Origin of the sequence: Nocardia sp. NPDC127579 (assembly GCF_042672005.1) — a bacterium.
GTDB lineage: Bacteria > Actinomycetota > Actinomycetes > Mycobacteriales > Mycobacteriaceae > Nocardia.
The window spans coordinates 105,097-123,298 of the sequence record NZ_JBHXVZ010000006.1; the positions used below are offsets into that span (position 1 = coordinate 105,097).

Here is an 18,202-nt window from a genome sequence, read left to right on the forward strand (position 1 = left end):
CAGTTTGTCGGCAGGGTCAGTTGTCGGCAGGGGCCACGACACCGGCGCACATGGCGGTGCTCACCATGCTGAGCAGGGTGTTGGCCGCGCCGCGGTCCTCGGCGCCGTCGGTGGCCTGGAGGTTCAGAACGAACGACATGATGATTCCTTCTTGTTGATGTTTACTTGTGTGACTTAGGTTTTCGTTGATGTACGGCGTGGCAGTGCGGTCGCTGCCCTCCTTTCGTCGGAGTCGTGTTCAGAGGAACGGAAGCAACTCGGCGCTTCCGTCCTGGTCTTGGAGCGCGCAGCGGATCGCCAGCAGGAGTCCGGCGTTTCCGGTGCCGACATCCATCGAGAGCCGCAGCAACTGCTCACCGGGAAACGCGACGTGGCCGCGGTAGTCGATGGCGTGCCAGGCGAGTTTGCGCAGGTGCGCGTCGATGAGTGCCGCGTCGATGTCGAGCACGGCCGAATCGCGGACATGCGCGAGCAGGCCGATCATGCCCGCCCGGCCGCTGAACAGCGACGAGTGGATGAAGAAGTCGGAGCCGGCGGCGCGCACGATACCGGCGAGGGCGGCAGCGAACTCCGGGTCGTGCCGGTGCCGCAGGTACTCGGTGATCACCAGGCCGATACCGGCGCTGCCGGCCGCCACACCGGGCAGTGCCCGTCGGCCCTCGTCCACCAGGAGCAGCTCCCGGGAGCCCACAGTGACGCAGCCCGCGAGGTCGATGCCGATCGCGCGTCGTGCCCGATCCAGATAGCGGATGTCCGAGGCGGATTCGAAGAGCCGGAGGAAGAACAGCGCCGGTCCCGAGTCGCCGTGCAGCAGGCCGATCCGGGTGGATTTCGGCTGATCCGCACGCTCGTCCATGCGCGCGGCCAGCAGGTCGGCCACTTCGAGCGCCCGGGTGAAATAGGTGCTGGATCGGTCCTGCCCCGCCAGGTGCAGCAGGGTCAGGCCGATACCTGCCAAGCCGTGATAGAGGTCCGAGGACAAGGTTTCGAGCTGATACGCCGCCTGGTCGACGATCGCGGCGGCGTCCGCCGTGCGGCCGAGCCGGTCGAACGTGTAGGCGATTCCGTGCAGTCCGTCGTAGAACCCGACCTGGGTGATCGCGCCGCGTTCCACCTGCCTGATCAGCCAGGCTTCATACTCTGGATGGCGGCCGAATCCGGTGTTGGACAAGCTCCACAAGGTGCCGGCGGCGCCGTGTGCGAAGCCGGCGGCGTTGGCCGTGAACTGTTCGATGTCGCCGGGGAAGAGTCGATCCGCGCGCTTCGGCGTCGCCGTGGCCAGGATGGCATCGGCGATCGATCGCTGTAAGCCGGCGAAGTCCGGCTGCGCTTCGGTCAGCGAATCGAGGCAGGTCGAGGCCGGTGTGACCGCGGGAGCGGTGTGGCCGATGCGCAGGTCGGCTCGAATGCCCGCAATGTAGTCCGAGGGCAGCCCGAAGATGTCCCGGATCTGGTCGACGTGCAGGTCGGCCTTGTGCCGGTCGAGCTGGTAGAGCAGGGTCAGGGGGAGGAAGACGGCGATTTTCAGGCAGGCCAGACTGTAGCGATCCGCGGCGGGACCGGTGATCTCCGGCGGTGGTGTGTAGCCCGGTGCGCCCGCGCCGATATTGCACAGTTCTTTTCCGGAGTACGCGAGCTCCAGATCTATGAGCTCGATATCGCCGTCGTCCCGGACCAGAATGTTCATCGGATGCAGATCGCCATAGGTGATACCACGCTCGTGCATGGCATTCAATACCGCTTCGATTTGCGAAATGATCCGCAGCGCCCATTCCCGATAGTCGGCTTTTTCCGCAGTGCTGGGATTTTCGGACAGCAGCGGGAGTTTCTCGACTATGAGCTCGTTCAGATTTTTGGCGTCGACATATTCGGTGGCCAGGAAAGAATGCTCCCAGACTTGGAACAGGCCATGCGCTCGTACCACGCCCGGAATATCGTCGAGTTGTTCGAGTACGGAATGCTCGTGCCGCAGCCGGGCGACCGAATCCCGCCCGAGACTGTCGATGGCCGTATGCGGTCGCGCCTCTTTGAGTACGACCATGGTGTTGTCGCGCTGATCCTCGGCGAGATAGACGCCGCCACCATTGGAGAAATGCAGCGATCGTTCGATCCGGTACGGGAAGTCGGCAGGCGCTTCCGATCCGCCGAGGGCTTCGATGTGCGGCACCAGGAACCCGGGCAGGTCCAGCCACTCGGGAACGCTGAATACCGGGCCGCGGTGATCCGGGACCAGGCGGCCTGTCGGGTCCTCGATCGCGAGGCACTGATCACCGCTTTCGTCCGTACAGTAGCGCTCGATGAAGCCGCCGTAACGGACGTGCAGTGGGCCTGCGCCCCACCGCAAGTCGCTCAGGATATAGGGTCCGTCGGCGCCGTCGAGGCGACCGCCGAGTTCTTCGAGCGTCTGCTGGAGTTGTTGGATATCCCGCGGATAGATGGTGACCAGTTTGCCGCTTCCGCTGCGGCTCGCCTGTTTCCCGTTCGCCATGGTGAAAGCCGCCGGGGTCGGCAGGAACTTGAAGGGGAGCGCGTTGTCGACGCAATACGCGTAACTGGTCGACAAAACCTCCCGTACACTGCCGGGCGTCGCGGAGGCGTGGATCTTCCAGCCCTGGCCGGGTAGTACCGGATGCGGAGGCATCACATGCATCCAGGCATTGATCGGACGCCGTACCCAGCCGGCCGGAAGCGGCTTCGTCGTCTCCGGGAATTCGTCCTGTCCGTCCGGGCGCGGAGTGTCGTAGAACCAATTATCGGCGAAACAGTAGTCGAGATAGCGAATGTCCATGAAACCCCCAGCGCCTGGAAAACAGCGGTGTGATCATCTTTTCCGGGGCGGCCGAGCGTTGTCAACGAATCAGGACTGCCGAATACGGCAGAAAAGAATGGCAGTGCGGCAGCGGTCCGGTGTGCTAGCGGGCGAAGCCCAGCCAGCCCGGCGCGCCGGCGCCGGGGGTGCTGGAGTAACCTTGCGAGGTTGTCGGAATTTCCGCGCGATCCTGTGCTGCGCGACGAAACCTGTTGAGAGGTGTGTGGGTGTACCTGGGTGCACTGGAGTTCGACATCCTGCTCGGGGATGTGCACTCGCTGAAAGAGAAGCGGAAGGTGATCAAGCCTGTGCTGGCCGAATTGCAGCGCTTCGGAGTGAGTACCACCGAAGGCGGGGAACACGACCGCCACCGCCGTTCGTTGCTGGGTGTGGCCATGGTCAGCAATGGTATGGACCATCTGACCGAGGTACTCGACCGCTGTGAACGCACCGTGGCGGCACGTCCGGAGATAGAGTTGCTGGCAGTACGCCGACGGATCTTCGGACCCGAAGATTAGAGCTGGAGGAGGGACAAGCCATGGCAGATCCAGCCAGGGCACGCCGACTCGCCAAGCGGATTTCCGAGATCGTGGCGACCGCCATCGATCACGAGGTGAAAGATCCACGCTTGCGTTTCGTCACGATCACCGACGCGAAGGTCACCGGTGACCTACGCGAGGCCACGGTGTACTACACGGTGATGGGTGAGACGGTCGACGCCGAACCCGATTTCGCCGCCGCGGCCGCCGGGCTCGACAAAGCCAAGGGTGTCCTACGTTCCAAGGTGGGCGCGGGCACCGGCGTGAAGTTCACGCCCACGCTGGCTTTCGTGCTCGACAAGGTGCCCGATGTGGCCCGCGATATGGAGGAGTTGCTGGCTCGTGCCCGCGCTGCCGACGAGGAAGTCGCGGCCGCCCGGGCCAATGCCACACCCGCGGGTGACGCCGACCCCTACAAGGTCGAACGCGACAGCGAGTAACGAGCGGGCATGACACTCAGCGAGAGTTCGGCGGGGACGGCTCGGTCCGCACTGCCGTTCGAGGCCGCGATCGCGGCCTTGAACGCCGCCGGCTCGGTGACCATCGTGTGCCATGTGCAGCCCGACGCCGATACGGTCGGCAGCGGGCTGGCGCTGGCGCTGGTGCTGGAGCGGCGAGGGATTCCCGTGCGGGTGTCCTTCGCCGAACCCGCCGAACTGCCACAATCCATGCGAACCCTGCCGGGAGTGTGGCATCTGGTGCCGCCCGCCGACGTGCCCGATCAGGTCGATCTGCTGATCGCCGTCGACTGTGGCAGCGCCGGGCGACTCGGCGCGCTGGCCGGCCGAATGGACGGCGCCGCAACGACATTGGTGATCGACCATCACCGATCCAATACCACGTTCGGCGACGTCAACCTGGTCGACCCGGATGCCGAATCGACCACCGCGGTCATCGCGCGGTTGCTCGAGGCCTGGGGCGAACCACTCGATGCCGTTGTGGCGCACTGCCTCTATGCCGGTCTGGTGACCGACACCGGGTCCTTCCGGTGGGTCCGGCCCGGCACACACGCGCTGGCCGACCGGCTGCTGGCCACCGGCATCGACGGTCCGGAGATCGCGCGAACCTTGCTCGACACCCATCCGTTCGCCTGGTTGCCGATGCTCTCGCGGGTGCTGGGCACCGCGCGACTGGAGCCGGCCGTACGCGACGGCACCGGTCTGGTCTACGTGTTCGTCCGCCGGGCCGACGAAACCGGTGTCGGCTCCGAGGAGGTGGAGAGCGTGATCGATATCGTCCGCACCACCACCGAGGCCGGAATCGCCGCCGTCTTCAAGGAATCCCGCACCGTCGAGGACCGCTGGACGGTGTCGCTGCGCTCGCGTGATTCCGGCCCCGGCATGTGCGACGGCGTCGACGTCGCCGCAGTCGCCACCGCGCTGGGCGGCGGCGGCCACCGGTACGCGGCGGGATACACCGCCTACGGCGACCCGGAGGGGATTGTCGCGGCACTGCTCGCGGTGCTGGGCTGAGCTACCACACTGCCGCGGTAATGAGTATCGCCCGCGGTCCGGGCAGCCCGGCTAAGGCCCTGGCAATGGTGGTCGAGCTCGTCGAGTCCGCATGGGCTCGCTGGCGGGCGATCACCGGAGCCCATCCGGTGCCCTCGATTGCGAGCGGGAGTGGGCTTCGAGGATGGCGTCCTCGTCGAACAGACCGAATCGCACGCAGCGGTAGATAGCGGAAGAACGAGGGGAAGAAGGACCCGTGGCGATCTGCTTCGAACTCGTGGTGAACTTCGGTGACAACGTCGAGGCGGCACAGGCTGCCGCTCTTACCACCGCCAAGCCATGGATCCTGCATGCAGGTGTCCATCGCATCCCCCTTCATCGACCGGTGCTGGCAACGACAGGCTCATACATCGAGCTGTCCGTCCTTCCGGTAGGTGTCGGCTGGGGTGTCGCCCTGGACGGCAGCCTTCCCGAATTCCGGCTCACCGCAGCCGAGCTCACCGAGCTGGGGCATCAGCTGTACGAGCTGCTTGCGACGTTCGACGGGTATGTCACCGCACGGGTCGGCTGGGATCCGGAATCGCTGCTGGACCCCGTTGAACTCGAAGGTGAGTGGTCGGAGGAGCTTGCCGATGGCAGCCTCCCGGGGCTCGTTCTCTGCGAGAGGCTCCACGGCGAGCTGGGCCTCGGTGACGATTACGTCCTGTTCCGGCCCGGATACCGCTGGATACCGTACCGAGGGGAGAAGCCGAGCAGCTTCACGGCCGACTGACCGTCCACAAGTATCCGTTTGCGACCGTCGCGTGAGGTTCGCGGCCGCGGCTTCCGCTGTGGGGACCACTGGCTGGAGGGGAATCGGTGTGGCGGCGGAAGCGGGACAGGTTCAGGCGCTGCCCGCCGGGATTTCGGCGCCGGTGCGCGCCCAGCGACCGGAAAGGGTGCGGCGGACGACTGTGGCCAGGCGCAGGAGCATGAAGGCGGCCAGGCCGGTCCAGATCCCGGCCAGGCCCCAGTCGAAGATCAGGGAAAGCCAGATGGCGGGGAGAAAGCCGATGAGGGCGGAGGTGAGGGTGGCGTTGCGGAGGAAGGCGGCGTCGCCCGCGCCGAGGAGGACGCCGTCGAGGGCGAAGACGACGCCGGCCACCGGAATGATGGCGACGAAGAACCACCAGGCCACACCGGTGCGCTCCAGGACCGAGGGGTCGGCGGTGAACAGGGTGGGAATCAGGCTGTAGCCCAAGGCGAAAAGGGCCGCGAGAAGGAGCGCGAAAGCCGTGGACCACTCGGTGATTCGCCGGGCCAGCTGCTTGGCGCCGGAGGCGTCGCCCGCGCCGAGCGCGGCACCGACCAGGGTTTGAGCGGCGATGGCCAGGGAGTCCAGGGTGAGCGCGAGAAAGTTCCACAGCTGGAGGACGAGTTGGTGGGCGGCGACCGACGCGGCGCCGAAACGCGAGGCGACCGCCGCGGCCGAAACGAAGCACGCTTGAAAGGCGAGGCTGCGGGCGATCAGATCGCGGCCCATCACGAGCTGAGCCTTGATCACCGACCAGTGCGGTGCGAGCGAAACCCGCTCGCGCACCAACGCGTACAAGAACAGGGCGCCGCTGACCGCCTGTCCCGCCAGATTGGCCACCGCCGATCCGGGCAGGCCCAGCCTGGGCGCGCCGAACCAGCCGTGCACCAGCAGCGGACACAGCAGGGCTGAAAGCGCGAGCCCCGCAACGACATACAGCAGGGGGCGTCGAATGTCCTGCACGCCGCGCATCCATCCGTTGCCCGCCATCGAGATCAGGATCAGCGGCACACCCAGCACCGCGACGCGCAGCCAAGGCAGCGCCTGGTCCGCGATATCGCCACCACCGGAAATCGCGTTGGTCAACGGCACGGCGAGCGCCTGCACGACTACCACGGTCAGCACCCCGACCGCCACCGCGATCCAGGTCGCCTGGATTCCCTCGGCCACCGCGCCCCGGTCGTCACCCGCACCGTGCCGTCGCGCGGCCCGCGCCGTGGTCCCGTAGGACAGGAACGTCAGTTGCGAACTGACCTGCACCAGAATCAATCCGCCCACCGCCAGCCCCGCCAGCGCCAACGCCCCGAGCCGCCCGACCACCGCCATATCGAAAAGTAGATAGATCGGCTCGGCGACAAGCACCCCGAGCGCAGGCAACGCCAACCCGAGTATCCGCCGCGGCCCCGCCACCACCGTCGCCATCCACCACCTCACCCACTACTCGACCGTCTCCACTGCATACAACACCACCCCACCGACAATTCCGCCTCCGTCGGCCACGAGGAACGCCGATGTCGACGAACCCCGAATCGGATCGGGAGCGCAGGGCCGACAGAAGCGCGCATTTCGCCGGTCACTGTGCTGCGCTGTCGGTGACTCCACACATGCGTTTGCGTGTGGGATGTCGCGAATCGACCTGTCAGGCGGGGTGGTGATCAGGGACGGCGTCGAGGTCGAGGTCGTGTTCGAGCAGGGCCTTCAGGGAGCACAGGACGGTGGTGAAGCCGCCGACTGTGTCGTTGACCCAGCGCAGGAGATCGTCGCCGGAGCCTTCGAAACCGCTTTCGGTGATCTCGACGAAAGTGCCGTCGGGGCGGGTGGTGAATTGCAGCTCGACCGTGGTCGGCTGGGTGGCGTTGCCCCAGAGGAAGCGGATCGATCGGCCGGGCCGGGCGGCCAGCACCTTGACATCGACACCGACGCCGTAGGTTTCCCACTCCCAGCGCAATTCGGCGTCCGGCACCATCGGACCGCTGCTGCGGCTGTACCAGAAACGGCTGGTGACGGCCGGATCGGCGAAAGCGCGGTACACCTCGTCGGTGGGTTTGCGCACCAGCATGCAGGCGTAGGCCGCGGGCGCGTGCGTGAGCTGGAAGGTGGGCATGGATCCGATCATGCACCGTTCGGCGCGGAATCCGGGTCAGCCGTGGGGGAGTGGCGCGATACCGCAGGTGAATTCGGCGGCGGCGAACAGATCGGGTGTCACCGCGACACCGCTGACGCGGTGGGCCAGAGCGAACGTGGCCTCGGTGTGCGCCTCGTAGTCACGATCGTCGCTGTCGCTGAGGTCGAAGCCGGACTCGAGCATCTGCGGGACCAGTTCGTCCGGATGACTCCCGTCCCGGCCGTTCGGGAACAGGGGCTCGAAATGCACGCGCAGCGTGCCGTTCTCATAGCAGTAGAAGTGATCGACCGCGTTGACATTCCGGAAGTGCGACACCACTGTGCGCCCACGTGACAGCGGCTGCGCGACCGCGCCGCTGACCCCGATGTATCCGTTGAACTCGACCATCAGCGCCCACTCGCCGACGGCGGTGACGCCGACGAACAGTTTGTCGCCCGCGTAGTCGTCCCACGCGTCGTAGCTCGGCTCGCGCAGGGCGGCCACACCGCGCAGGGTGGGCGCGGGCATCGCGTCCAGCTCGGAAAGCAGTGCGGCCGGAGTGATTCCACGCACCAGCGTGAGGCAGTACGCCTCCATCAGATGCGGATACTGCTCTTCCACCCACGTGTAGTCGGCTGCGGTCGGATTCTCGCTCACGCCTCCAGCCTCGCACGAGATACCGACAATGCGGTGCCTGTAGGAGCGGTCGGGCCACCATGCCTGTGTGGAAGAGGGCGAGGCTGGCCGCCACGACGGAGTAGGACTTACCTGGAAACGATATTCATCACTGGCAAGATGGGGGAATGCTGGAGAAACAGCCGGTGCGAGACCGGGTGTCGTCGACCTATCTGCTGGTCGGGTTGCTGGTTCTGGGTGTGCTCGTCCAGGCATGGCTCGCTTCGGCAGTCAGCGCGACCGCTCGATTGCAGACCGCGGTCACGGTGTTCACCGGAGTGTTCGTGCAGGCGGTGCCGTTCCTGGTGCTCGGCGTGCTGGTGAGTGGTGCGATCGCGGCCTTCGTCTCACCGGCGCTGCTCCGAAAGGTGCTGCCACGCAACGAACCCGCGGCCATCGGGGTCGCCGGGCTGGCGGGCATGGCGCTGCCGGGCTGCGAATGCGGCGCGGTGCCGGTGGCGCGCCGGCTCATGGACCAGGGCGCCCCGAGCTCGGTGGCGCTGGCCTTTCTGCTGTCGGCGCCGGCGATCAACCCTGTGGTCCTGGTGTCGACCGCGGTGGCGTTTCCGGGCGAGCCCGCGATGGTGGGCGCACGTCTGGTCGGCTCGCTGGCCACCGCCGTCATCATGGGATTGCTCTGGTCGCGGATCGGGCGACCAGGATGGATGCTGCCGAGCGATGGCCCGGAGCACTGCGTCATCGGCCGGACCCGCTGGGAGATCTTCACCGAAGCCGCCCGCCACGACTTCCTCCAGGCCGCGGCGTTTCTCGTGCTCGGCGCCGTAGCCGCCGCGGCGCTGCATGTCCTGGTACCACCGGCCTGGTACGAACAGCTCGCCGGTCGGATGCTGCTGGCGATTCTCGTGCTGGCCGTCCTCGCGGTGCTGCTGGCGCTGTGTTCGGAAGCCGACGCGTTCGTCGCCGCGAGCATGTCGAGCCTGCCGCTGCTGCCGCGGCTGGTGTTCCTGGTGGTCGGTCCGGCCGTCGATGTGAAACTGTTCGCCATGCAGGCCGGGAGTTTCGGTCGCTGGTTCGCGATTCGGTTCTCGCCGTTGACCTTCGCCGTCGCCGTCACCTGCGGGTCGATCGCCGGATATCTGTTCCTCGGCGGCGCTCGATGAAACGCGAGACCCAGAACCTGATGCTGCTGCTGGTCGGTGCGGTGGTCCTGCTCATCACACTCGATGGCACCTACCTGAATTACGTCAAACCCGAACTCGCCCCGTACCTGCTGATCAGCGGCGGCATTATCGTCGCGCTGGCGCTGACCGCCATGATCCGCGACATCCATGGCGCACGAACGAATTCACGGCGCACCGGCCATGAACACCCTGTGCGACGGACGCATGTCGCCGATCACGTGCACCTCGATCGTGCGCACGGCACGGACCATGTGCACGGCACCAACCATGCGCACGGCACCGGCCGTGCTCAGTGGCTGCTCCTGTTCCCGGTCGCGGCCCTGCTCTTCATCACCCCGCCCGCGCTCGGCGCGAGCGCCGCCGACACCGCCGCCCCGGTCCGCGCCGCACCGAATTCCCCGGAGCGGCCCGTGATGTGGCCGTTCCCGCCGCTGCCCGACGAACCCGCCCCGGCCCTGTCGCTCTCGGAACTGGTCGCGCGCGCCACCCTGGATTCGCAGCGTTCACTGGACAACAGGGACGTCACCCTCCGCGGTTTCGTCATGCGCGGCGATCTCGCTCGCGTGGCCATCACCTGCTGCGTCGCCGACGCCCGCTACGTTCTGGTCCATCTCACCGGGCTCCCGGAGACCTTCGCGGAGGACACCTGGCTCGAAATCCGCGGTCGCGTGGAACCCGGCAGTGCCCAACGGGACCCGGACCTGACTCCCACCCTCACCGTCGCCGAGTACCGGCAGATCGACCGCCCGGAGCACCCCTACGAACGGGTCCGCTGATCGCATTCTGATGCGGCGAGCGAAATACTCCCCGCGCGGCCGAACAGCCTGTTCCGCGAGTCGGCCGGTCAGGTGGACCGATGGCGCCGGACGACGACGCCCGCGGGCCGCACCGAACGTCCGGCCACCGTCAAGCCCGGCTGGACCACCGCGTCGATCGTGCGGTCGGCGGCCGCGTCGCCGGTGTCGAGGACGTCTGTGGCCTCCATGGTGAGCGAATCGAACGCGTCGCCGGGCCGAGGCGTGACGAGCACCGCACCGCGACCGGTGAGCAGCCGCTCGATCCGGGTCGCGAGTGCGCCGAAAGCCGCGCGCTCCCGATCGGATTCGGCGGTCGCGGCGCATGCGGCGGCATCGCCGTACAGGGCGAACATCTCGACGACGAGCGGCAGGTCCGCGCCGGCCCGCTCCTGTTTCGCGCGCAGCTTGGCTTCGTCGGTGAGCCGCTCGATGGTGCCGGCCTGGCGGGCGATCACCCGCGACAGATCACCGACCTGCTCGACCAGACGGGCCAGGGTGTGCTGCACGGTGTCGGCGGCTGGTTCCGGGACCCGCCGGATCGGACCGGTCGGCCCGTCGAACTCCTCGGCCTGCGCGACTGATTCAGACATAACCGCACCATAACCCGCGCCGGGCCGGAAGGCTCCGGCCGTCAAGTGAATTCGCCGCTCAACGCCGGAAAAGCTCGCACGACACGGACCCGGATCGGGCTGCTACCATCGCGTCCCATGGGGGTCTACGGAATCGACCTGGGCACAACGAACTCGGCCATCGCGCGCATCGACGCGGACGGCCGGCCAGAAGTCATGGTCGGGATGAACGGCGAATCCACCGTGCCCTCGGTGGTGCTCTTCGCCTCCGCCTTCGACCATCTGGTCGGCGAGGGCGCCCGCCGCCAAGCCCGCCTCGACCCGGAGCACGTGTGCGCGCTGGTGAAACGCCGCATGGGCGACACCGAGTGGCGGTTCACGGCACACGGCGAAAGCTGGTCCGCGCCCGCGGTGTCGGCGCTGATCCTCAAGAGCCTGGCCGCCGACGCCGAATTCGGCGGTGGCGAACCGGTGAAACGCGCGGTCATCACCGTGCCCGCCTACTTCGGTGACGAAGAGCGGCGCGCCACCATCCAGGCCGGGAATTACGCGGGCTTCGACGTGGCGGGCGTGCTGTCCGAACCCATCGCCGCCGCCCTGTCCTACGGCTTCGGCCGGATCGACGACAGCGTCGACGTCGGCAAGACGGGCGCCCGCGAGACGGTGCTGGTCTACGACCTGGGCGGCGGCACCTTCGATGCCACCGTCATCGAGCTCGCCGACCGGCGAATCTCGGTGCTGGCCGTGGAAGGCGACCACCAGCTCGGCGGCGCCGACTGGGACGAGCGCATCGCCCTGCACCTGTCACAACAGTTCTGCGCCGACAACCCCGACGCCGAAGACCCGCTGGACGATTCGGCCGGATCGCAGATGCTGGTGTTGGCCGCAGAGCGTGCGAAACACGAACTGAGCGAGGTCGAGCGCACCGATGTGGTGGTCGCGCACGACGGTGCTCGCGCTGTCATCTCGCTGACCCGCGACGAGGTCGAGGCGATGACGGCCTCACTCATGCGCCGCACCATCGACCTCACCAACGACTGCCTGACCGCCGCCGGCAAACGCGGTGTCGCCGCCGTCGACCGGCTGCTGCTCGTCGGCGGCTCCGCGCGGATGCCCATGGTGGCGCGCGAACTCCAGTCCGAACTCGGGCTCACCGGCGAGCTACGCGACCCCGACCTGTCGGTGGCCCGCGGCGCGGCGCTGTACGGCGAGAAGCTGGAAATGGAACGGTTGATCACCGCCGATCTGGTCACCCGCGGCCGCCTGCGGGACGGTTCGCCGCTGCGGGAAGCCGCGCCCGGCGATCTCGATCAGGCGGTGGCTCGGGTCGCCGAATCCTTCGGGCAGCCGGTCGGACTGGTCCGGCGCATGCTGGAAATCCAGGTCGACACCGTGGTGTCGCGCGGCTTCGGTGTGCTCGCGCTCGACACCCACTACGGGCTGTCCGCGGCCTGGCTGGTGCACCGCAACCAGACCCTGCCGGTGCGGGTGCGCAAGTCCTTCGGCACCATCCGCGAAGACCAGGATCAGATCGAACTCACCATCGTCGAACAGCAGGGCCAGGCCGCCTCGGTGCGACCCGAAGACACGAAAGTGCTGGTAGAAGGACGTATTCGAGGCATTCCGCCGGGCTATCCGGCCGGCAGCGAGGTGCGGGTCACCTTCGAGATGGGCTTCGATGGCGTCCTGCACGTCACCGCGTACCACGTCGACGCCGACCTGCCGTTGACACTGTCCGCGCAGACCGGAGCCACCCTGTCCCAATCCGATGTGGCCCGGGAACTGGACCAGGTGCAGCGCTCCCGACGCCGCGCGAGCTGAGCCGCCATGCACGCCTTCGTCCCCAACGACTACCGCAAGCGGGTACTCGCCGACGTCGAACGGCGTGGCGGGATCGACTTCTCGGATCCCTTCGAGCTCTACGACATTCCGCTCGGCGAAGCCGAAACCCTCAGCGATGCAGAGGTTTCCGCGCGCATCCAGGACGTGTGGGGTTTCTGGCAGAAACAGCGGGACCACCCGAAGTATCGGGTACTGGTCGGATTGCTGGTCGACAATCACGAGCGGCTGTCGGAGTTGTTGCTGCACAGCGGGTCGCGCCGCGCCGAAGCGGCGCGGGTGCGCAGCGAGCGGGAACAGCGTGATGCCGAACGTTTCGAGATGCTCGATATCGCGATCTCGCGGCTGGTGCAGCGCTACGGCGGCGTGCCCGCCGGGAAGGTGGCCGGGCTGGAGGAGATCGGGGCGATGGGCGGGCTCACCGCCGCCGAAGTCGCCACCCGGTTGCACCGGCACCGGGTGATCCAGGAGCAGGCGCCGGTCAGCGTGCTCACCGAACAGCGCCGCAAACAGATTCGCCAGCTGCTCAACGAATGGGAGCGACTGCTCGAAGGGCCGCCCACCCCAACCCTTTTCGCGCTGCTCCAGATCGATCCGGCGCAGGCCACGCACACCGGCGAGATCCGGTTGCGCGCCGAGGCCCTGCGCGCTCGCTCCCGCGAACTGCCGCCCGGTCGCGTCCGCGTGGTACTCGACGAACTCCTCGTGCACGTCCACGACCTGCTGGAAGCGGGCGGCGCGGCCACCGAGGAGTACGTCCGCTCGATCACCGAGGATGTCGCCGCCGAACTCCGCCCCAAGATTCGCGCCGCGGTCCTGGTCGAAGACCAGTTGATCGGCGACGACTACGAGTATCTGCTCGAAGAGGCGATCGAACTCGGACTCGACCGGGGTGAGGCGATCCGGTTGCTCGCCGAGATCGCCGGATCGCTCGGTGCGCGGATCGAGAACGCGCCATATTCGGGTGGGGGAGAGCCGTATCCGCACGGTTCGCAACCAGCGGGGGAGGGGCCGCACTCCGGGGGCGGCGCTTCGTACTCGTCAGGGGCGGGTGCTGGGTCGGCCGGAGGTCGCGGTCCGGATCACGCGTCCGGCGCCCATCACTCGGCGGCCGGTGGGCCGCACAGCGGACCGCGTTTCGACATGTCCCGCCGGTCGAGATCAGGTGTGCCGCACCATACTTCACGGGACTGGGAGCGGCCGCTGAAGGCCGCCCGCGCTGCCTTGCGCGGCGGCCGACCGCAGGAAGCCGCCCGTCATGTCGCCGAGGCCAGGCAGCTCGACGCGGGCGCGAACGGTGGCGCGACCCCCATCCGCCCTGTCGCCGACGAGGTCGAACGGGTCCTGTCCGAAGCCGCCGCCCACTGGCGTGAAGCCATCACGGCGTGTGCCGCAAGACGGTACGTCGCTGCCACCGAACACCTGGAGTTCTTGCGCCGCAACGCCTCCGACGTCCCACCGCCCACAGGCCAGGACACCTCCCTGGACCAACTCGTGGCCGAAGCCGAACAGGCCATAGCCACCGCCGACCGGTTGGTCTCCGAAGCCGCCACCTCCGCCGACCCGACCCGTGCTCTCCTCGCCGCCCAATCGGCCTGCGCCGACCATGCTCCCGCGGCCGCCGCCCTCGCCGCCACCCCCATCGATCCACCTCCTTCGGTCACCACTACCCGCCTCGCCAACGGCTCCGTGCTGGTCATCTGGGCTCCCTCGCCTACCGGCAACCCCGACTACAAGGTCACCCGCCAGCAACCGGATGGCTCCTGGCGCACCGTCGGCCGCACCCGCTCCACCGAGCTCGAAGACGGCGGCGCCCCACCGACCGGCACCCCCACCTACGCGGTGGTAGCCGCTATAGCCGGCCGCTACTCCACCGAAACCCGCTCCGACCAACCCGCCACCCCACCGATCTCCACGGCCCGGCCCCCGCGATCCCCCGATCCGACAATCCCGCCACCACCCACAGAACCGGCCTCTGACCGAACAACGCCCGTCGCCACGGCCGAGGCGATTCCGGCCGATTCCGCGTCGCCGAGCGGCCCGATTTCGATGGCCCGCCCACCTCGAGCTGGCGCGGGGACCACTCCGGTCACGCCCGGTGGAACCGATCCGTCGACACCCCGGTCGCCTTCTTCCGGTCCTGAGCGGTCCGTGTCTGATGTTGCGGCCGAGCTGATTCCGCCGGGGCCCGCGCCGCAGGGGCGGGCCGAGACATCGCCCGTACAACCCGTTGTCCCCGATACCGAGCAAGCCGCTGCCGCTGCTCCGCCCGAGGCGATTTCCTCCGGGTCCGCGTCGCCGGATCAGCCGAGCTCGGGCTCGCGGCCACCCGTGACCGAGGAGTCGGGGGTTCCGGCCCCGTCTGCCGGTGCTGATCGACCGATTTCGATGGCCAGGACATCGGTTGCTGGTGCCCAGCAGGTGGGTTCGGGTCTGCCGCAGGCGGATTCGATTCCCGCGCCGGAACCGCTCCCGGATGCGCCCGAGCCGGACGGCATTCCGACGGTCGGCAATCTCGCGTTGCGCGACGGGCAATTGACCTTCGATTGGCCCGCGGGGGTGACCGAGGTGATGGTAGTGGTGCGCGGGGACGCACCGGCGCGCACGCCGATGGACCCGCGGGCCACGTCGTGGAAGGTGACGAACTCGCGCTATCAGATCGATGGCGGAGTGCCGATCGGGCCCGCGTCGATGCCGTGTCATGTGGCGGTCGCCTCATGTCGTCGCGCCCCGAACGGCGTGCTGGTCGTTGCCTCGGCTTTCGCGGCAACAGCCCGCCTCACCCTCGGCTGAGCCGGCGACCGCCGCCGGGGCCGGGGCCGGTTTCGTGGAGGTGAGCGCGCCGGACCGGCGGACGTATGCCAATGTGGGTGTGGTGATACCCAAGTTGATGGCGGTGAGCGATGTTCATGTCGGGCACCAGGGGAATCGGCCGGTGGTCGAGCAGATCACGGCGGATTCGCCGGAGGACTGGCTGATCGTCGCCGGCGATGTGGGGGAGAAGACCGACGACATCCGGTGGGCGCTGGAGGTGCTGCGCGGCCGGTTCGCGAAGGTGATCTGGGTGCCGGGCAACCACGAATTGTGGACTACGCCAAAGGATCCGGTGCAGATGCACGGCGCCGCTCGCTACGACTATCTGGTGTCGATCTGCCGTGACCTGGATGTGCTGACCCCGGAGGATCCGTTCCCGGTGTGGACGGGTGCGGGTGCGCAGGAGTTCGGCGGTCAGGTCACACTGGCGCCGATGTTTCTGCTCTACGACTATTCGTGGCTGCCGAAGGGCGCCACCACCAAGGCCGAGGGCCTGGCCATCGCCCGCGAACGCAATGTCGTCGCCACCGACGAGTTCATGCTGTCCCCGGACCCGTATCTGACCCGGGATGCCTGGTGCCACGCCCGCGTCCAGGCCACGCAGCGCAAACTCGACGCGCTCCCGGAGGGCACGCCGCTGGTGCTGATCAATCATTTCCCGCTGGTCCGCCAGCCGACGGATGTCCTGTTCTATCCGGAGTTCGCGCTGTGGTGCGGCACCGACCTGACCGCCGATTGGCACACCAGCTACAACGTGGTGTGTTCGGTGTACGGCCACCTGCACATTCCGCGCACCTCCTACTACGACGGTGTCCGTTTCGAGGAGGTTTCGCTCGGCTATCCGCGCGAATGGCAGCGCCGCGGTCTTCCGGATCGGCTGCTCCGCCAGATTCTCCCGACCCCCGACTACCCACCGGGTTCGCTGAACAAGTTCGGCGGCCATTTCAAGCTCACGCCCGAAATGGAGCAGGCGGCTGCCGCGATGCGTGAACGCGCCGACCGCCGCCGCGGCGTGTGAGCACCGCTCGGATAGGCTCGTAGCCGATGATCGAGAACATTTTGCCGAGTGGTGTCGCCTCTGCTGAGCTGCTGGAGTTTCCGGAGGATCTGACGGCGCATCCGGCCGAGGAACATCTCATCGAGAAGTCGGTGGAGAAGCGGCGGCGAGATTTCATCGGCGCCCGGCACTGTGCCCGGCTGGCGCTGGAGCAGCTGGGTGAGCCGCCGGTGGCGATCGGGAAGGGGGAGCGGGGCGCGCCCGTGTGGCCGCGCGGTGTGGTCGGCAGTCTCACCCACACCGAGGGGTACCGGGCGGCGGCGCTCGCGCATCGGCTGCGGTTCCGGTCGGTGGGCATCGACGCCGAACCGCATGCGACGCTGCCCGAGGGCGTGCTGGATTCGGTGAGCCTGCCGGAGGAACGTGACTGGCTGGCCACGGCGCCGGTCGGCCTGCATCTGGATCGGCTGTTGTTCTGCGCCAAGGAAGCCACCTTCAAAGCCTGGTGGCCGTTGACGACCCGCTGGCTCGGTTTCGAGGAGGCGCACATCACATTCACGATCGACGAGCAGGCCGGCGGCACCGGCGCGGGCACCTTCCACAGCCGAATCCTGGTTCCCGGTCAGACCAATGACGGTGGCGCACCGCTGCTTTCGTTCGACGGCCGCTGGCTGATCGCCGAGGACCGCATTCTGGCCGCGATCGTGCACGCCTGATGGCGGGCGCGCTGGGCGGTCTGCTGATCGTCGACAAGGCCGGCGGCTGGACGAGTCACGATGTGGTGGCCAAGAGCCGAAGGTTGTTGCATACCAAGAAGGTCGGGCACGCGGGAACCCTGGATCCGATGGCTACCGGCGTGCTCGTGCTCGGTGTGGGGCGGGCCACGAAGCTGCTCGGCCTGCTCACCTTGACCACCAAGGCGTATACCGCGACGATTCGCCTCGGGCAGGCCACCGATACCGACGATGCCGAGGGCGAGGTCCTCTCGACCGTGTCGGCCCTGCATCTCACCGACGCCGAGATCGCCGCGCGGGTCCAGGTTTTGACCGGCGACATCGAGCAGGTGCCCGCGACGGTCAGCGCCATCAAGGTCGATGGCGAACGCGCCTACGCACGCGCCCGCGCGGGTGAAGAGGTGCGGCTGGCGGCCCGGCCGGTCACCGTCTCCCGTTTCGATGTGCTCGCCCGTCGAGATGTCTCGGCGGGGTTCGTCGACCTGGACGTGGAAGTCGAATGCTCCTCCGGCACCTACATCCGCGCCCTTGCCCGCGATCTCGGCGCGGCGCTCGGCGTCGGCGGTCATCTGACCGCCTTGCGCCGCACCAGGGTCGGCCCGTTCACCCTCGAACACGCCCGCACCCTGGACGAATTGGCCGCGGTCGCCGAATCCGATCCCGAGGCCCGCTTGCTCAGCCTGGAGATGGACGAGGCGGTGCGCACTGCCTTCCCGCACCGCGATATCGATGAATCGCAGGCGAACGATCTGCGCAACGGCCGCTGGCTCGACCCGGTCGGTATCTCCGGCGTCTACGCGGCCATCGATCCCGCCGGGCAGGCCATCGCCCTGCTGGAGGAAAGCGGTAAGCGTGCCGCCTCGGTCATGGTGGTCCGCCCGGCTAATCTCTGATTTCCGAGCGGGTCCCCACAAACCGCGCGCTGCCGTGTGGCCGGCC

The 18,202-nt window shown here is 67.9% G+C and carries 17 protein-coding genes; 11 read left to right on the forward strand and 6 right to left on the reverse strand.

From position 1 onward, the window contains the following. Positions 1-16: 16 nt before the first annotated feature. Both ACFVMC_RS21090 and lanKC read right to left on the reverse strand, forming a co-directional pair. The gene (locus ACFVMC_RS21090) at positions 17-139 is read right to left on the reverse strand and encodes a hypothetical protein (protein WP_379212641.1); all 123 of its coding nucleotides are present in this window, start codon (positions 137-139) and stop codon (positions 17-19) included. Positions 140-238: 99 nt separating this feature from the next. Then, positions 239-2,788: a class III lanthionine synthetase LanKC gene (lanKC, locus tag ACFVMC_RS21095; RefSeq protein ID WP_379212642.1), complete on the reverse strand. Its 2,550-nt coding sequence runs from the start codon at positions 2,786-2,788 to the stop codon at positions 239-241. Between the two features lie 248 nt (positions 2,789-3,036). On the opposite strand from lanKC, the gene ACFVMC_RS21100 reads away from it, so the two are divergent. The 4 genes from ACFVMC_RS21100 to ACFVMC_RS21115 all read left to right on the forward strand — a co-directional run bounded on the left by ACFVMC_RS21100 (position 3,037) and on the right by ACFVMC_RS21115 (position 5,571). Beyond that, positions 3,037-3,327 (forward strand): DUF503 domain-containing protein, encoded by a 291-nt coding sequence (locus ACFVMC_RS21100; RefSeq protein ID WP_379212644.1) that lies wholly within the window; start codon positions 3,037-3,039, stop codon positions 3,325-3,327. Between the two features lie 20 nt (positions 3,328-3,347). Continuing rightward, positions 3,348-3,788: a 30S ribosome-binding factor RbfA gene (gene rbfA, locus ACFVMC_RS21105; protein WP_379212646.1), complete on the forward strand. Its 441-nt coding sequence runs from the start codon at positions 3,348-3,350 to the stop codon at positions 3,786-3,788. A gap of 9 nt (positions 3,789-3,797) precedes the next feature. After that, the gene (locus ACFVMC_RS21110; RefSeq protein WP_379212648.1) at positions 3,798-4,820 is read left to right on the forward strand and encodes a bifunctional oligoribonuclease/PAP phosphatase NrnA; all 1,023 of its coding nucleotides are present in this window, start codon (positions 3,798-3,800) and stop codon (positions 4,818-4,820) included. Between the two features lie 235 nt (positions 4,821-5,055). Beyond that, on the forward strand, positions 5,056-5,571 hold the full coding sequence (locus ACFVMC_RS21115; RefSeq protein WP_379212650.1) for a hypothetical protein: 516 nt from the start codon (positions 5,056-5,058) through the stop codon (positions 5,569-5,571). A gap of 111 nt (positions 5,572-5,682) precedes the next feature. Here ACFVMC_RS21115 and ACFVMC_RS21120 read toward each other — a convergent pair whose 3' ends face one another. The 3 genes from ACFVMC_RS21120 to ACFVMC_RS21130 all read right to left on the reverse strand — a co-directional run bounded on the left by ACFVMC_RS21120 (position 5,683) and on the right by ACFVMC_RS21130 (position 8,353). Further along, positions 5,683-7,014, reverse strand: a complete 1,332-nt coding sequence (locus tag ACFVMC_RS21120) for an MATE family efflux transporter (RefSeq protein ID WP_379212652.1) — start codon at positions 7,012-7,014, stop codon at positions 5,683-5,685. Positions 7,015-7,231: 217 nt separating this feature from the next. Further along, positions 7,232-7,696: an SRPBCC domain-containing protein gene (locus tag ACFVMC_RS21125; protein ID WP_379212654.1), complete on the reverse strand. Its 465-nt coding sequence runs from the start codon at positions 7,694-7,696 to the stop codon at positions 7,232-7,234. 36 nt (positions 7,697-7,732) lie between these two features. Then, positions 7,733-8,353, reverse strand: a complete 621-nt coding sequence (locus ACFVMC_RS21130; protein WP_379212656.1) for a DUF6461 domain-containing protein — start codon at positions 8,351-8,353, stop codon at positions 7,733-7,735. 146 nt (positions 8,354-8,499) lie between these two features. On the opposite strand from ACFVMC_RS21130, the gene ACFVMC_RS21135 reads away from it, so the two are divergent. Both ACFVMC_RS21135 and ACFVMC_RS21140 read left to right on the forward strand, forming a co-directional pair. Beyond that, positions 8,500-9,492, forward strand: a complete 993-nt coding sequence (locus tag ACFVMC_RS21135) for a permease (protein ID WP_379212658.1) — start codon at positions 8,500-8,502, stop codon at positions 9,490-9,492. After that, positions 9,489-10,289 carry a TIGR03943 family putative permease subunit gene (locus ACFVMC_RS21140; protein WP_379212660.1) on the forward strand — a complete coding sequence of 267 codons (801 nt, stop codon included), beginning with the start codon at positions 9,489-9,491 and terminating at the stop codon, positions 10,287-10,289. Before ACFVMC_RS21135 ends, ACFVMC_RS21140 begins: the two co-directional genes overlap by 4 nt. 68 nt (positions 10,290-10,357) lie before the next feature. Here the strand turns inward: ACFVMC_RS21140 and ACFVMC_RS21145 are convergent, their stop codons facing one another. Continuing rightward, positions 10,358-10,900 carry a nucleotide exchange factor GrpE gene (locus tag ACFVMC_RS21145; protein ID WP_379212662.1) on the reverse strand — a complete coding sequence of 181 codons (543 nt, stop codon included), beginning with the start codon at positions 10,898-10,900 and terminating at the stop codon, positions 10,358-10,360. A gap of 117 nt (positions 10,901-11,017) precedes the next feature. Between ACFVMC_RS21145 and ACFVMC_RS21150 the strand changes: the two genes are divergently transcribed. From ACFVMC_RS21150 to truB, 5 genes are all read left to right on the forward strand, one after another. After that, on the forward strand, positions 11,018-12,700 hold the full coding sequence (locus ACFVMC_RS21150; protein ID WP_379212664.1) for an Hsp70 family protein: 1,683 nt from the start codon (positions 11,018-11,020) through the stop codon (positions 12,698-12,700). Positions 12,701-12,706: 6 nt separating this feature from the next. Then, positions 12,707-15,511, forward strand: a complete 2,805-nt coding sequence (locus ACFVMC_RS21155; RefSeq protein ID WP_379212665.1) for a hypothetical protein — start codon at positions 12,707-12,709, stop codon at positions 15,509-15,511. 97 nt (positions 15,512-15,608) lie between these two features. Next, positions 15,609-16,550 carry a metallophosphoesterase family protein gene (locus ACFVMC_RS21160; protein WP_379213243.1) on the forward strand — a complete coding sequence of 314 codons (942 nt, stop codon included), beginning with the start codon at positions 15,609-15,611 and terminating at the stop codon, positions 16,548-16,550. A 26-nt stretch (positions 16,551-16,576) separates the two neighbouring features. Further along, positions 16,577-17,245 (forward strand): 4'-phosphopantetheinyl transferase Npt, encoded by a 669-nt coding sequence (gene npt, locus ACFVMC_RS21165; protein ID WP_379212667.1) that lies wholly within the window; start codon positions 16,577-16,579, stop codon positions 17,243-17,245. Beyond that, the gene (truB, locus tag ACFVMC_RS21170; RefSeq protein WP_379212669.1) at positions 17,245-18,156 is read left to right on the forward strand and encodes a tRNA pseudouridine(55) synthase TruB; all 912 of its coding nucleotides are present in this window, start codon (positions 17,245-17,247) and stop codon (positions 18,154-18,156) included. The genes npt and truB overlap by 1 nt, the downstream gene beginning before the upstream one ends. The last annotated feature ends 46 nt before the right edge of the window (positions 18,157-18,202 follow it).